We start from the raw sequence: 14,503 nt of genomic DNA, 5'->3' as shown, positions 1-14,503 counted from the left end.
ATGAAAAGCGCCTTGTTTTAAGGGTTCGAACGTATCGCGCCGCGCAACGGAAATCCCTACCTGAAAGCCGCGTCGCGCACTGGAAAGACTTGCCGATTTCCGGCGCGCGCGTCGCCGACATGCCGTCGGCATGTCCGCCGCATGACACCTCGATGACGCGTTGCGCGAGGCCGCCCACGGCGCGCTGCCACCGCTTCCGGCAGCGATTCATCCGACGATTCCTCACCCCGGCACTGCGCGCCACTGTTCGCGTTTCGAGAAGAATCCATTCGCGCCGCGGCCGATTCCCCGCCCGGCGCCGCGTCCCTAGACTGGCTTCATGCGATCGGATGGTCCGGTCGCCCAGACCCAAAGGACTCCACCATGAAGCTCTATCACCACCCGCTGTCCGGCCATTCGCACCGCGTGCGCCTGCTGCTGTCGCTGCTCGGCATCGAGTACGACGCGATCGAGGTCGACCTGGCCGCCGCCGCCCACAAGTCGCCCGAGTTCCTGAAGCTGAACCGCTTCGGCCAGGTGCCGGTGCTGGTCGACGGCGAGACGGTGATCGCCGATTCGAACGCGATCCTGGTCTACCTCGCGCGCCGCGCCGGCAAGCCGGGCTGGCTGCCCGAGGCGCCGGTCGAGGAAGCGGCGGTGCAGCGCTGGCTGTCGGTGGCCGCCGGCGAGATCGCCTACGGCCCGGCCGCGGCGCGCCTGATCACGGTGTTCGGCGCGAGCTACCATGCCGACGAGGTGATCGCGCGCGCCCACCGGATCCTCAAGCTGATCGACGAGGAACTGGCCGGCCACGCCTTCATCGCGGGCGAGACCGCGACGATCGCCGATGTCGCGCTGTACGGCTACATCTCGCGGGCCCCCGAGGGCAACGTCGACCTGTCGTTCTACCCGCGCATCAATGCCTGGCTGAGCCGCATCGAGGCGCTGCCCGGCTTCGTCGAGTTCCGCAAGACGCCGGTCGGCCTGGCCGCCTGAACGACACGCAATTTCCCGGGAGTCCTGGCATGAAGCTCACGCACACCGAAACCGCATCGCCCTGGCACGAGGGCGAGCTGGCGATCCAGCGCAGGACCGGCGTGGCCGGGAAGATGCACGAGGTAGGCCAGCGCGTGGTGCGCGACTACATGCCGGACCAGCATCGCGAGTTCTACGCGCAGTTGCCCTTCATCGCGTTCGGTGCCGTCGATGAACGCGGCGATGCCTGGGCGAGCTTCCTGAGCGGCCATCCCGGCTTCATGCAGTCGCCCGAGCCGGGGCGGCTGCATGTCGAGGCCGGCGTCGATCCCGCCGATCCGGCCGCGCCCGGCCTGTACGAAGGCGCGGCGATCGGCCTGCTCGGCATCGAACTGCATACGCGCCGCCGCAACCGCATGAACGGCACGCTGCGCGCGCACACGGCCGGCGGCTTCGACGTGCAGGTGCGGCAGAGCTTCGGCAACTGCCCGCAGTACATCCAGTTGCGCGATTTCGGTTTCGTGCGCGAGCCCTCGCAATACACCGACATCGCCCCGCTCGAGTTCGACCATCTCGACGCGCGTGCCCGCGCCATCATCGCGGCGGCCGATACCTTCTTCGTCGCCTCCTATGTCGGCGAGGGCGAGGCGCGCCAGGTCGACGTCTCGCATCGCGGCGGCAATGCCGGCTTCGTCAGGATCGACGAGGACGGCCGGCTGACCGTGCCCGACTTCGCCGGCAACCTGTTCTTCGCCACGCTCGGCAACTTCCTCGTCAATCCGCGCGCCGGCCTGGTGTTCGTCGATTTCGAAACGGGCGACATGCTGCAGATGACGGGCGAGGCCAGCGTCGAGCTCGAGTCGGAGGAGATCGCCGCCTTCCAGGGCGCCGAGCGGCTGTGGCATTTCAAGCCGCGCCGCGTGATCCATCGCCGGCAGGCGATGCCGCTACGCTGGCGCTTTCGCGTCGACGGCTGGTCGCCGAACTCGCTGATGACGGGTAGCTGGGACGAGGCCGCCAGCCGCCTGAAGGCCGCCGCGCTGGCCCATGCCTGGCGACCCTTCGAGGTCACCCGCATCGTCGACGAGACGCCGGCGATCCGCTCCTTCCACCTGCGGCCGGCCGACGGCGCCGGCCTGCTGCCGCACGCGGCGGGCCAACACCTGCCGATCCGCGTCACGCCGCCGGGCCAGGAGCGCGCGCTGATTCGCACCTACACGCTGTCCACCGCGCCCTCCGACGGCGTCTACCGGATCAGCGTCAAGCGCGACGGGTTGGTGTCCGCCTACCTGCACGACACGCTGCGCCTGGGCAGCACGCTCGAGACGCGCGCGCCGGCCGGCGCCTTCACGATCGACGCGGCGCAGATGCGGCCGGCCGTGCTGCTGGCCGCGGGCGTGGGCGTCACGCCGATGCTGGCGATGCTGCGGCACATCGTGTACGAGGGGCTGCGCAAGCGCCGCGTGCGGCCGACCTGGTTCTTCCATTCGGCGCGCTCGCTCGGCGAGCGGGCCTTCTCCGCGGAGATCGCGCAACTGGCCGCCGCCTCGAAAGGCGCGGTGACGGTGGTGCGCGCGCTCAGCGACACGGTGGGCGCGCAAGCGCACGAGGACTACGACTTCGGCGGCCGCCTCGATATCGCGCTGCTGCGGCGCACCCTGCCCTTCGACGACTACGACTTCTATCTGTGCGGCCCCGGCGGCTTCATGCAGTCGATGTACGACGCGCTGCGCGACCTCAACGTGGCCGACGCGCGGATCCATGCCGAGGCCTTCGGCCCCTCGGGGCTGCAGCGACGACGCGATGCCGCCGCCGCGGCCGCCCCGGCGCGCGAGCCCGCCACCGAGCCGACGCCCGTGGCCTTCGTGAAGTCGGGCAAGGAAGCGCGCTGGCAGCCGGACGGCGGCTCGCTGCTGGAGCTGGCCGAGGCGCGCGGGCTCGCGCCCGAATACGGCTGTCGCAGCGGCAGTTGCGGGTCCTGCCGCGCACGTGTCGTCGAGGGCGCGGTGGCCTATCCGAGCGCGCCGGAGTTCGAGGTGGCCGAGGGCGAGGCGCTGATCTGCTGCGCGGTGCCGGCCAGCCCGGCATCGGGCGGCGGCTCGCGCCTGCTGCTCGATCTTTGAGACGGGTGCCGCCGGGTTCAATCGGCCCGGCGACGGCGCCCGATGCTGCTATCTTTACGGCCATCGCGCCCGCTCACCCGCCACACCATCTTCACGCCCGCCCATGGACAAGCATCAGGCAATGACCGTCTTCGTCACCGTCGTCGAGACCGAGGGTTTCGCCTCGGCCGCGCGCAAGCTGCGCGTCTCGCCCTCGGTGATCAGCCGCGTGGTGACCGAACTCGAGGCGCATCTCGGCGTGCGGCTGCTCACGCGCACCACGCGCGTGGTGCGCGTGACCGACGCCGGCGCGCGCTTCTTCGAGGACAGCCGGCGCATCCTCGCCGACACCGCCGCGGCGGAGCTGGGCGCCGCCAGCGAGAACACCACGCCGCGCGGCCAGTTGACCGTCACCGCGCCGGTGATGTTCGGCAAGCTCCATCTGCTGCCGATCACGCACGCGTACCTGCGGCGTTATCCGGCCGTCAACGTGCAATGCTGGTTTCTCGACCGCATCGTCAACCTGGTCGACGAGGGCGTGGACGTGGGGATCCGCATCGGCGAGCTGCCCGATTCCTCGCTGCAGGCGGTCCCGGTCGGCAAGGTGCGGCGCGTGCTGTGCGCCTCGCCCGCCTACCTGAAGGCGCATGGCACGCCCCGGCATCCCGACGAGCTGGCCTCGCACGTCACGATCCAGAGCGTGAGCGCGGCGCCCACGGCCGAGTGGCGCTTTCGCGAAGGCGAGCGCCAGACCCTGGTGTCGATCCAGCCGCGCCTGTCCACCACCACCAACGATTCGGCGATCGACGCGGCGGTGGCGGGCCTGGGCATCATGCGCGGCATCTCCTACCAGATCACCGAGGAAGTCGCGGCGGGCCGCCTGCGGATCGTGCTGGCCGACTACGAGATCGAGCCGCTGCCGGTGCACGTGATCCATCGCGAAGGCCGGCACGTGAACCAGAAGGTGCGCGCCTTCGTGGATCTCGCGGTGGAGACGTTGCGGGCCAAGTCGGGAAGATGGGGCGCGGGCTGAGGTAGGCACATGCGGGATTCGCGCCGGGCATGGTCCGAGCCGCTCAGGCCGAAGGCGTCCTCGCCCACTCTCCCAGCGCCTGTCTCACGCGCGCCACCACCCGCTCCCATCCCTCCCCGTCCCGTTGCCGGAACAGGCGCAGACGCGCCGGGTACCAGGGCGTGTCCTCGCGCCCGTGCATCCAGCGCCAGTCGACGTCGCGCCCCGGCAGCAAGACCCAGCAAGGCACGCCCAGCGTCGCGGCGAGATGGGCCACCGAGGTATCCACGCAGATCAGCAGGTCGAGCTGGGCGAGGATGGCCGCGCTGTCGGCCAGGTCCTCCGCCTCGGCGCCGAGCGCCAGCAGCGGCTGGCTGGCCGCCGCGGGCGCGATCTCGTCCTCGCCCGCGCCCTTCTGCAGGCTGACGAAGCCGATCCCCGGCACCGACCAGAGCGGCGCCAGCGCAGCCAGCGACGGCAGCGAGCGATGCGCGTCGTTGTGATGTTGCGGATTGCCCTTCCATGCCAGCCCGACCTTGCGCCCGGCTCCGGGCGCCAAGGTATCGAGCGTATCGAGACGGGCGCGCCAGCGTGCCAGCCGCGCCGGCTCCATCGGCAAGACGACGGGCGCCGGAATCGTGATGGCCGAGGTGCCGAAATGCGCGGGCGCGCTGAGCAGGCTGGTCCAGCAATCGAAGCTCGCCGCCCGCGCCTGGGCGCTGTCGTGATCGAGCACCGCGTCGACCCCGGCCACGCCCGCCAGCAGGCGATGCAGGGCGCCCATGCAGGCGACGCTCACGCGGCTCGCGCCGGCGGCCTTGAGCATCGGCAGGTAGCGCGCGAACTGGATCATGTCGCCCAGGCCATCCTCCTGCCATACCAGCAGCGAGCGCCCGGCCAGCGTCTCGCCCTGCCATTGCGGGCAAGGCAGCATGGCGCGGGTGCGTTGGTGCACGAAGCGCGGGTGCGCGTAGCGCGACTCATAGAGCGGCCAGCCCTCCTCGAAGCGCCCGAGACTCAGCAGCAGCGTCGCCAGGCCAAACAGCGCATCGGGATAGTCGGGGCGCAGCGCCAGTGCGCGTCGATAGGCGAGCTCGGCCTCCTCGAGGCGCCCTGCATGGCGCATCAGGCTGGCGAGGTTGCAATGGGCTTCGGGCAGGTTCGGGTCGAGCACCGAGGCGAGGCGCACGTGCGCCTCGGCCTCGGCGAAACGCTCCAGCACCTCGAGCACGTTGCCGAGATTGCTGTGCGCCACCGCGGCGCCGGGCAGGATCGCCAGCACCTGGCGATAGGCGTGCTCGGCCTCGGCATGGCGGCCTTGCGCGACCAGCGAGAGGGCGAGATCGAAATGCGCTTGGGCCGGATGCGGATCGGGCAGCGTGGCGGTCATGGCGAGGTGGCGGCAGTCTCGTGGGACGAAGACGCTACGCTAGCGCAAGCCCGCCCCGCCCGATCGCGAGAGTTGCGCGCCTGCCGGGCCGCAATTCGGGCAATCGCGGCCGCGCGCGGCGATCTGGAGGGAAGCAAGGCGCGAGGATCAGCCCGGCTGGCCGGCGCGTGCCTCGCGCGAGGCGAAATGCGCGCGCACGCGCTGGCGCGCCGCTTCCCACAGCACGGGCGAGCCGCGCTCGATCACCGGGCCGTAGCGCTCCAGCACCTGCTGCTCGCTCACGCCGTTCTCGGTCCAGGTGCCGCCGTCGGTCAGGGTATTGAGCAGCAGCGGCTGCAGCCGGTCGAGCGACTTGGCGAACACCGCCTCGGGCGTTTGCGCCGCCTCGAACTCCTCCCACAGGCCCAGCATCGCCTCGGCCTGCGGGCTGGGCAGCAGGCCGAAGATGCGCCGGGCGGCGCGGCGCTCGGCTGCCTCGATCTGCGCGGCATCGGCGCTGGAGGCGTGGATCGGATGATCGCCGGCGTCGATCTCGACGATGTCGTGCACCAGCAGCAGCCGGACCACGTGCAGGACATCGACCTCGCCGGCGTGCTCGGCCAGCGTCAGCGCGAACATCGACAGGTGCCAGCCATGCTCGGCGGAGTTTTCCTTGCGGCTGCGATCGATCAGCGGCGACTGGCGCATCACGGATTTGAGCTTGTCCAGCTCGGCGAGAAACTCGAATTGCCGCGCGAGCGCGTCGGTGGCGCGGGCGGGGGTGTTCGGGGTCAAATGCATCCTCCTGACGAGTCCTGATGGGGTGGATGCCGCAGTTTGGCACGACTGGCCGCCGGCGATCGCCCCGATATCACGATCCAGGCAATTTATCCCTAAAAACAGTCAGGCTTCGCGCCGGCGGGGCGCACGCATGGGATACTGAAATTCGATACATTCGCCGTGGGCAAGGGATGAACACGACTCAAAACATGAGCGTCTTTGTGCGAGTCGCCGAATCGGGCAGCTTCTCCGGCGCCGCTGCCGCGTTGCAGCGTTCGACGGCCCAGGTCTCGCGCGCCGTGTCGGACCTGGAGGCGCACCTGAGCACCCGGCTGCTGAACCGGAACACCCGCCGCGTCGCACTGACCGAGGCGGGCGAACGCTATCTGCGGCACTGCCGCAAGATCCTCGCCGACCTCGAATTCGCCGAGGCGGAACTGCTCACCGACCAGCCGCCCCAGGTGCCGCGCGGCCAGTTGCGCATCCATTCGATGACCAGCTTCGGCACGCACTACGTGATGCCGCTGGTCGCCGAATTCATGCGCGCCTATCCGCAGATCAGCATCGACCTCACGCTCTCCCAGCGCTCGGTCGACATCCTCAACGAGATGTACGACGGCACCCTCACCATCTCCGACATGCCGGCCGGCGACGGCATCGTCTCGCGGCGGCTCGGCGAGATCTCCTGCATCGTCTGCGCCTCGCCGGACTACCTGGCCGCCCACGGCGTGCCGCGAACGCCCGCCGATCTGCAGGCACATACCTGCCTGCACCTGCGCTCGCCCGGCATGCCCTTCAGCGACTGGCAATTCAGCGGGCCCGCCGGCATCGAGCAGGTGCGCTTCGAACAGCATCCCTTCGTCGTCAACGTGGCCGCCTCGATGGCGGTGGCCGTCGAGCAAGGCATGGGCGTCGGCATCCTGCCCGCGCCGATCGCCCTGGGTGGCCTGCGCAAGGGCACCCTGCGGCGCCTGCTTCCCGCCTACACGATGCCGTCGATGCTCGTCGAGCTGGCCCACCCGGCGCGCGCCCAGCTCAGCCCGCAACTCGGCGCCTGGATCGCGTTCCTGGCCGATCGCCTGCCGGCGATGCTGGCGAGCGATGCCCAGGCGCTGGCCGAGGGCACCGGCAATGCGGATGCGCCGGCGCAAGGGTGAGCCTTGCGCAACCCGAACCCCGCTCACGCTCCGGCCGCCTTCGACCCGGATCACCATTCGGCCGGCGCCGTGGCCCTGCACCTGGATGCGCGCGACAACGCGGTCGAGTTGCCGGTTCACCGGCACCGGCGAGGCCAGTTGGTGATCGCGCGGCGCGGCTTCGTCACCTGCCTGGTCGAAAGCGGCGTGTGGGTGGTGCCGCATCATTGCGGCGTCTGGATTCCCGGAGGCGTCGCGCACAGCAACCGGGTGGCGGCCCATGGCGAAATCACCGTGCTGTTCGTCGAGCCGGGCGCGGCGCGCATGCCGCAACACTGCTGCACCTTCGCGATCCCGCCGCTGATCCGCGAACTGATCGCCCATCTCGCCGAGCGCCCCCACGACTACGAGGAAGACAGCGCGACCGGCCGCCTGGCCGCCGTCCTGCTCGAACAACTGGGCGGCATGCCGCTGGAGCAGTTGCACCTGCCGATGTCGCCGAAACGGCAACTGCGCCGGATCGCGGCCGCCTTGCTCAAGGACCCGTCGAATCGCGCCACGGTCGCGCAATGGGCGGCGCAGGTGGCGCTCAGCGAGCGCAGCCTGGCGCGGCTCGTGATGGCCGAGACCGGCTTGAGCTTCGGCCGCTGGCGGCGCCAGCTGCACATCGTGGTGGCGATCCAGAGGCTTTCGACGGGGCTGTCGGTGCAGCGCGTGGCCGCGGAGCTCGGCTACGAATCGGTGAATGCCTTCATCACCATGTTCAAGAAGGTGCTGGGGAAAACGCCGGGGCATTACCTGCCGCGCGCGGCGCAGGTTCGCGACGACACGCATCGATCGTGAACAATCGCGCCAATCGCATCGCACTTGCGCAATTGACAAAATCCTTTCATCGCTCGTAAAACAACACCGGATTTCGCCAGCCATTTCCACCACGAACAAATAATCAAAATCGACCATCAACGGCCGATCATCAAACGAAATACATTTCTTTTCCGGAACCGGAATTCCTTGAAAGATCCCTGCCCGGTTTCGCGGAATCTCGCCAGACGGCCAATTTCCTGCGGTGTTTATCGAAATCGCGGCAACAAGAATGCTCGCCGCCGGGCATATAAGCATCCGAGAAAAAACACTAAAAAATGTCTCCCGGACATTTGACCCATTCGATTTTCCCCACTATCTTCCCCATCACTTCAGCAATCTTTCAAATTCTCACCAACGCTTTCCAGGCATTTCATCCGATGCGCCCGCATCGGGGATGAGATTCGCACTCCGGAATATCCGCATCAGCGCATGCATGACAGGCGGCCTGCCCGATCCGGGTAGCGCAGCCGCATTGGCGTCGCCGCTCCGATCACCCCCGGCGCGGCGGCATACGAGGGGGCCGCAAGGTCGCATCGGTGGATCACCGATCGCCCGACCGGTCTTGTTTTGCCGGGAGGGAAACATGTCGCCGTGATTCGCGTCCGCTTCGCCGTGCTCGCAGCAAGCGAGCGCCGCCCGTCGAGCCTCGACGGGTATCGCCGATTTCATCTCCTGCCTTTCCGTTCGGAGTCGAACATGTCAAACCATCAGTCCGTCCAGCGCCGTGCCCTGAAGCGTTTTGCCTTTTCGCTGCTCCCCATCGCGGCCGCCGTGCTCGCGCAGCCTGCCGCGCACGCGGCCGATCCCGGCAACTGGGTCGCCACCCGCACCCAGGCCTTCCTGCTGCCGGCCGGCGCGAGCGCCGGCACCGCCACGGCCAGCATCGCCAGCACCACGCAAGCGCGTACCGCCGCCGCCCGCTACGCGCTCAACAGCGCCGGCAAGCCCGCCCTGCCCAACACGCAGGTCACGCCGCTGGAACTGAGCCAGCCGCTGCATATCGCGGTGGCACTGAAGAATCGCAACGAGGCCGAGCTCGACGCGCTGCTCAAGGAGATCGAGCAGCCGGGCAGCGCCAACTACCAGAAATACCTCACGCCGGCCCAGTTCAAGGCCCGCTTCGCGCCCACCGACGAACAGGTGCAGGCGGTGGTCGCGCATCTGAAGGCGAGCGGTTTCAGCCATGTCGAGGTATCGGCCAACAACAAGCTGGTCACGGCCAGCGGCAACGCGAACGACGTGCAGAACGCCTTCCATGCCAGCCTCAAGCGCTTCAGCTACCTGGGCAAGCCGGTGTATGCGAACGACACGCCCGCGCTGGTTCCAGCGCAGCTGGGCGCGACCGTGGACAGCGTGCTCGGCCTGCAGAACGTGGTGACGCCGCGCCCGCAGATCGCCCTGCCGCCGGCGAACCCGGCGCGCAACCAGGGGGCCTCGGCCAACGCGGCCGCGCCGCAGGCCGCCGCGGCCTCGCAGGTGGCCCACCAGCCCACCGATTTCGCGAAGATCTACAACGCCGGCAGCCTGCCGGCGGCGACCAGGACCACGGTGGGCATCATCACCTGGGGCGATGTCTCGCAGGCCATCACCGATCTCGACATCTTCACCAGGAACGCCGGGCTGGCCACCGTCGACACCAAGGTGGTGGCCGGCGGATCGGGCACCCTCAATCCGATCGACGACAATTCGCTGGGCGAGTGGAATCTCGACAGCCAGAGCATCATCGGCACCTCGGGCGGGGTCAAGCAGCTGATCTTCTACTCCGCGCTCAATACCATCGACGACGGCTCGGGCGTCAGCTACGTGGCTTCCGATGCGGACATCGCCGCGGCCTACGACAAGGCGGTGAGCGACAACGAGGCCAAGATCATCAACGTCTCGCTGGGCGCGGACGAGACCGCGGCGGGCGGCAGCGGCGCGCTGGCCGCGCTCGACAGCACCTTCAAGCAGGCGGTGGCGCAGGGGCAGATCTTCTCGGTGTCCTCGGGCGACGCGGGCGTCTATCAGTGGTCGCGTTCGCCCTATGGCCAGCCCGGCGTGGTCGGCAGCGACTCGAACTACTGGTTCGATGCCTTGTTCGGCTCGCCGCGCCTGACATCGACCGTCGACCTGGGCAAGTACAGCGTGTCGACCCCGGCCAGCTCGCCGTATGTGGTCGCGGTCGGCGGCACCACGCTATCCACCACCAACACCACCACCTGGGCCGGCGAAACGGCCTGGAACGAAGGCCTGCGCTTTGCCGACGCCACCAGCAGCGGCGCGCTCGACGATGCCGTTCGGCTGTGGGCGACCGGCGGCGGCGTCAGCCAGTACGAACCCGTGCCTTCATGGCAAACCGCCACGCTGGGCAAGTCGGTCACCAAGCGCGCGCTGCCGGATGTGTCCTTCGATGCGGCCAGCGCGACCGGCGCGATCCTGGTCCACAAGGGCAAGACCGGTTATGGGCCGGTGGGCGGCACCAGCCTCGCCTCGCCGATCTTCGTGGGCGGCTTCGCGCGGGTCGAGTCGGCGCACGACAACAGCATCGGCTTCCCCAATCCCGGCTTCTACCAGAACCTGCCCACCAGCCCGACGCTGGTGCACGACGTCACGTCCGGCAACAACGGTTATGACGGGCATGGCTACAAGGCCGGCGCGGGCTGGGACTACGCGACCGGTCACGGCAGCCTGGACTTCGCCAAGCTGAGCGCCAGCTACAAGTGATGTCGCGCGACGGCATCGACAACCTGAATCGGGGGCGTCGATGTCGTCGGGAGAAAAGCGCGGCGATTCCCGGTGATTCGAGGGGAATGCCGCGCGCCAAGCAGGACGGGCCCGGCACGCGAGGCAACAAGCTCGCGTGCCGGGCCCGTTGCCGGGTACCAGGTATCGGGTACCGGGTTCAGGCCGCTGCCGATTGCGGCCGGGCCGCCCCCTGCCCGCGCGGCCAGCCGGGACGGCTCGGCGCCGTGAGATCCGCGAGCGTATAGCGGAACTCGCGCAGCGTGGCGTCGATCGCCGCGCCGATCTCGTCCTCCGAAGCCCCGCGATAGCGGAAGCGCGCGAGGATCGTATCGTAGCCGCCCTTGCCGTCGAAGCCATGATGGCGCTTGGGCAGCACGGCACGATACAGCGCCGCGATGCCCGACGGCACCTCGGCCTCGACGAAGCGGCTGCCGACCGGCTCGGGCAGCATCAGGAAGCCGCCGCGCAGCGGCGAGGCGGACGCGGCCCGCGCCGCCTGCGCGCGCGCGGCGAAGCGCGCCGCGTCGCCCGATTGCTGGGCGACCCACAGGTCGTAGAGGTCGACGCCATAGAGATCGCGGAACAGGAACGGAATCTCCCCGCCGCCGACGCGCGCGCCGATCTCCAGGAAGGTCAGGCCATCGCCGCCGCGGATCACCTCCAGGTGGAAGGCGCCGTCGTCGAGCCCGAGCGCGCGCAGGCTGTCCCGCGCGAACGCGAGCAGCGCGTCGTGGGCCGGGCCGGGGTCGAGCATCACCGAGCCGAGCGGCTTGCCGTTGGCGAAATCGAGGCAGGTATTGACGTAGCGCGAGGCACGCGCGATCACGAATTCGCCGTCGGCGACCAGCCCGTCGACGTGATAGATCGGCCCCTCGATGTACTCCTCGCACTCGTGGTCGGCACGCGCCAGCGTCGGCCACAGCGCCGCGAGCTGCGCGGGCGTATCGACACGCCGCACGCCCGCGCTGGCCGCGCCGGCGCGCGGCTTCAGGACCAGCGGAAAACGCAGCGCGGCGAGCGCCGGCGCATCGGGCGCGTCGACCTCGTCCAGCGCGACGAAGCGCGGCACGCGCAGGCCCGCCGCGGCCACCACCTGCTTCATCACGGCCTTGTCGCGAAAGCGAGCCACCGCCGCGGGCCGATCGCCGGGAATGTCGAAGGCCTCGCGCAGCCGGCCCGCCGCGATCAGGTCGAACTCCGACAGCGCGACCAGCCGGTCGATGCCGCCCAGCGCCGCGCCGCAGGCTCGCACGGCCTCGTGCAGGGCCGCCTCGTCGAGGAAGTCGGGCAGCGGCTCGAGATGCGCGATACGCGAGGCGGCGAGCGCGGCGGCGCCGTCGGGCGTGCAGACATAGGCCACCTCGTGCGCGTCGTGGTCGATGTAGCGGTGATAGGCGGCGAAATCGTCGGACCAGCGATTGAGCACGACGATGCGGCTGCGCCCGGGAGAAGGTTGCGGATGCAAGCTCATTGGCGTATCTCCTTCAGAGATCGGTCAGCGCGGGGCCGAATTCGAGCGCGCGCAGCGCCTCGGCCACGCGCCGATCGAGCGTCGCCCGATCCGGCGCGGTGAACAGCACATGTCCGACGCGGCCGCGAAAATCGGTCAGGCGCGGCACCAGCTCGCCAAGGCGCGGGTAGATCTCGATCTCCTCGAAACCGGGCAGCGCGCGCACCGGCTCGATGCCGTGCACGCCGGCGAAACGCCCCGCCGCGTCCGGCGCGAGGAAACGCACGCCGCTCACCTGGGTGGCGAGCCGGCCCTCGTAGGCGGGCGCCGGATCGGCCTCGCCGAGATGGCCGCGGATCATCACCTCGGGCAGCGAGATCGACTTGCTGAGCTCGACCAGCCGATAGATGCGATCGCCGCCGAGTCGCGCGGCGATCTCGATGAGCACCGGGCCGTCGCGCGTGATACGCGCCTCGGCATGGAACACGCCGAGCGTGAGCCCGATGCGCGCCGCCGCGGCCTCGACATAGGCGACCAGCGTCGCCCGCGTCTCGGGCGCGAGCGGCGCGTCGACCACGTGCCCCATCTCGACGAAGTACGGCTCGGGCCCGAGCAGCTTCTCGGTCACCGCGAGCACGCGCGGCCCGTGCCGGCCGACGTAGCCCTCCAGGCTGTATTCGGGGCCGTCGAGATATTGCTCGAGCAGCAGCGCCTGGCCGAGCTCGCGGCCCATGTCGACCACGCCCTCGCGGGTGGCGCGCTCGACGGCCTCGCGCAGCGCCGGCAGCGAATCGACGCGCGTCACCAACTGGCTGCCGCAGCCGTCGACGGGCTTGAGCACGGCCGGGAACCCGACCCGCTCGGCGGCGGCCTCCAGCTCGGCCGGTGACGCGATCCGCGCGAAGCGCGGCACCGCCAGCCCGGCCTCGGCCAGCCGCTGCCGGCTGCGATGCTTGTCGCGCGTGAGGGCCGCCGCGTCGGGCCGCAGATGCGGCAGGCCCAGCCGCTCGGCCGCCTGCGCGGCCACGCCGACCACGTATTCGAAGCCCGGGACGATCGCCTCGGCGCCCACCGCGCGCGCGGCGGCCGCGACCGCCGCCGGCGAACTCGTATCCACGGCGGCAAACGAGGCGGCGGCCGCGCGCAGTTCGGGCGGCACGATGCGCTCGTCGTGGTCGGCGGAAAACACGTGGGCGGCAAGCCCGAGCCGCGCGGCGGCGGCGACCAGCGCCGCGCCCGACGACGCCGGTTCCAGCACGATGATGGCGGTCATGGCGCGCCCCTCAAGCGGCAACCGCTTCCGGCTGCGCCTGGGTCGCCTCGCGCAGTTCGTCGAAGTACTCGCCGATCAGGCCGACGAAGTGGCGCAGATAGGCTTCGGCCTTGTCGATGCCGCCCCAGCCGTCGATCGCGCGCTGCACCGCGCCCCACATCAGGTCGTCGTGATCGTGCGATTCGTCGTACTGGATATGGCCGAGCGAGCCCTTCACCAGCTCCTGGCCGAAGGCCTGCGCCGCCGCCTCGGTGATGATCTTGTTGTAGCGATCCGAATACCATTCGACGAACCAGTTCCACACCATGGTCGGCAGCGGGCCGTCGCGGCCGATGCTCAGGTACAGGTAGCCGATCAGCTTGTCGGTGCTGTGGAAGGGCTGGATCGCGTCGACCTGCTTGTCGGTCAGGCCAAACTTCTCGATGTCGCGCAGGAACAGGCCTTCATGGCCGTATTCCTCGGCCAGGTATTGCGCGAGGATCTGCGCGAGGTGGTTGTCCTTGAAGCCGATCTTGTAGAGCGCGAAGGCATCGACTTCGTTGTTGAGGCGGATGCGCAGCACGGTTTCGACCAGGTGCCGCCGATAGAACTCGCGGTCGATGCCCTCGCCGCGATGGAACGCGGCCGTTGCCGGCGATGCCGCGAACAGCCGGTTGATGGACTGCTCGGCGACTTGCTCGAAGCGGGCGCGATCGTGGTTTGCCATCTTTTCTCTCCAGGTTCCAGGTCATAGGGGACGGTTGTCCGGCGCGGGCACTGCCCGCGATCCGGCTTTCGGCTGCTCGATGACATGGGAGGAAAGACAGCGCGGCTGCGGAGGGCGGCGCCGCTCGGCGCGC

The 14,503-nt window shown here is 69.7% G+C and carries 11 protein-coding genes; 6 read left to right on the top strand and 5 right to left on the bottom strand.

The annotated features are described in order from the left end of the window. Positions 1-363: 363 nt before the first annotated feature. The 3 genes from FB600_RS13420 to FB600_RS13410 all read left to right on the top strand — a co-directional run bounded on the left by FB600_RS13420 (position 364) and on the right by FB600_RS13410 (position 4,089). Positions 364-975: a glutathione S-transferase family protein gene (locus FB600_RS13420; protein WP_013697243.1), complete on the top strand. Its 612-nt coding sequence runs from the start codon at positions 364-366 to the stop codon at positions 973-975. Positions 976-1,004: 29 nt separating this feature from the next. Then, positions 1,005-3,077, top strand: a complete 2,073-nt coding sequence (locus FB600_RS13415; RefSeq protein ID WP_098154329.1) for a pyridoxamine 5'-phosphate oxidase family protein — start codon at positions 1,005-1,007, stop codon at positions 3,075-3,077. A gap of 103 nt (positions 3,078-3,180) precedes the next feature. After that, positions 3,181-4,089 carry a LysR family transcriptional regulator gene (locus FB600_RS13410; protein WP_145756913.1) on the top strand — a complete coding sequence of 303 codons (909 nt, stop codon included), beginning with the start codon at positions 3,181-3,183 and terminating at the stop codon, positions 4,087-4,089. 43 nt (positions 4,090-4,132) lie between these two features. On the opposite strand, the gene FB600_RS13405 is transcribed toward FB600_RS13410, so the two are convergent. Then, positions 4,133-5,458: a tetratricopeptide repeat protein gene (locus FB600_RS13405; protein WP_145756914.1), complete on the bottom strand. Its 1,326-nt coding sequence runs from the start codon at positions 5,456-5,458 to the stop codon at positions 4,133-4,135. 147 nt (positions 5,459-5,605) lie between these two features. Continuing rightward, positions 5,606-6,238 (bottom strand): HD domain-containing protein, encoded by a 633-nt coding sequence (locus FB600_RS13400; protein WP_096749422.1) that lies wholly within the window; start codon positions 6,236-6,238, stop codon positions 5,606-5,608. Positions 6,239-6,408: 170 nt separating this feature from the next. On the opposite strand from FB600_RS13400, the gene FB600_RS13395 reads away from it, so the two are divergent. The 3 genes from FB600_RS13395 to FB600_RS13385 all read left to right on the top strand — a co-directional run bounded on the left by FB600_RS13395 (position 6,409) and on the right by FB600_RS13385 (position 10,920). Beyond that, a complete protein-coding gene (locus FB600_RS13395) occupies positions 6,409-7,374 on the top strand; it encodes a LysR family transcriptional regulator (RefSeq protein ID WP_096749423.1) in 966 nt (321 codons plus the stop codon). A gap of 3 nt (positions 7,375-7,377) precedes the next feature. After that, on the top strand, positions 7,378-8,196 hold the full coding sequence (locus tag FB600_RS13390) for an AraC family transcriptional regulator (RefSeq protein WP_145756915.1): 819 nt from the start codon (positions 7,378-7,380) through the stop codon (positions 8,194-8,196). Between the two features lie 717 nt (positions 8,197-8,913). After that, entirely contained in the window at positions 8,914-10,920 is a 2,007-nt protein-coding gene (locus FB600_RS13385; RefSeq protein ID WP_145756916.1) for a protease pro-enzyme activation domain-containing protein, read from the top strand. 178 nt (positions 10,921-11,098) lie between these two features. Here the strand turns inward: FB600_RS13385 and FB600_RS13380 are convergent, their stop codons facing one another. The 3 genes from FB600_RS13380 to FB600_RS13370 are packed head-to-tail and all read right to left on the bottom strand — an operon-like array spanning position 11,099 to position 14,370. Beyond that, on the bottom strand, positions 11,099-12,412 hold the full coding sequence (locus tag FB600_RS13380; protein ID WP_145756917.1) for an acetyl-CoA carboxylase biotin carboxylase subunit family protein: 1,314 nt from the start codon (positions 12,410-12,412) through the stop codon (positions 11,099-11,101). A gap of 13 nt (positions 12,413-12,425) precedes the next feature. Further along, complete coding sequence (locus FB600_RS13375) at positions 12,426-13,664, bottom strand: ATP-grasp domain-containing protein (protein WP_145756918.1); 1,239 nt, start codon at positions 13,662-13,664, stop codon at positions 12,426-12,428. 10 nt (positions 13,665-13,674) lie between these two features. Continuing rightward, the gene (locus tag FB600_RS13370) at positions 13,675-14,370 is read right to left on the bottom strand and encodes a hypothetical protein (protein ID WP_013697234.1); all 696 of its coding nucleotides are present in this window, start codon (positions 14,368-14,370) and stop codon (positions 13,675-13,677) included. Positions 14,371-14,503 lie beyond the last annotated feature (133 nt).

Source organism: Burkholderia sp. SJZ089 (assembly GCF_007828315.1).
In the GTDB taxonomy this organism is placed as follows: domain Bacteria; phylum Pseudomonadota; class Gammaproteobacteria; order Burkholderiales; family Burkholderiaceae; genus Burkholderia; species Burkholderia gladioli.
This window is presented reverse-complemented; position numbering and strand designations above follow the sequence as displayed.

Coding starts and splice junctions, on each gene's coding strand:
- FB600_RS13415 (WP_098154329.1), top strand. CDS start 1,005: ATGAAGCTCACGCACACCGAAACCGCATCGCCCTGGCACGAGGGCGAG.
- FB600_RS13375 (WP_145756918.1), bottom strand. CDS start 13,664: ATGACCGCCATCATCGTGCTGGAACCGGCGTCGTCGGGCGCGGCGCTG.
- FB600_RS13405 (WP_145756914.1), bottom strand. CDS start 5,458: ATGACCGCCACGCTGCCCGATCCGCATCCGGCCCAAGCGCATTTCGAT.
- FB600_RS13420 (WP_013697243.1), top strand. CDS start 364: ATGAAGCTCTATCACCACCCGCTGTCCGGCCATTCGCACCGCGTGCGC.
- FB600_RS13400 (WP_096749422.1), bottom strand. CDS start 6,238: ATGCATTTGACCCCGAACACCCCCGCCCGCGCCACCGACGCGCTCGCG.
- FB600_RS13385 (WP_145756916.1), top strand. CDS start 8,914: ATGTCAAACCATCAGTCCGTCCAGCGCCGTGCCCTGAAGCGTTTTGCC.
- FB600_RS13370 (WP_013697234.1), bottom strand. CDS start 14,370: ATGGCAAACCACGATCGCGCCCGCTTCGAGCAAGTCGCCGAGCAGTCC.
- FB600_RS13380 (WP_145756917.1), bottom strand. CDS start 12,412: ATGAGCTTGCATCCGCAACCTTCTCCCGGGCGCAGCCGCATCGTCGTG.
- FB600_RS13410 (WP_145756913.1), top strand. CDS start 3,181: ATGGACAAGCATCAGGCAATGACCGTCTTCGTCACCGTCGTCGAGACC.
- FB600_RS13395 (WP_096749423.1), top strand. CDS start 6,409: ATGAACACGACTCAAAACATGAGCGTCTTTGTGCGAGTCGCCGAATCG.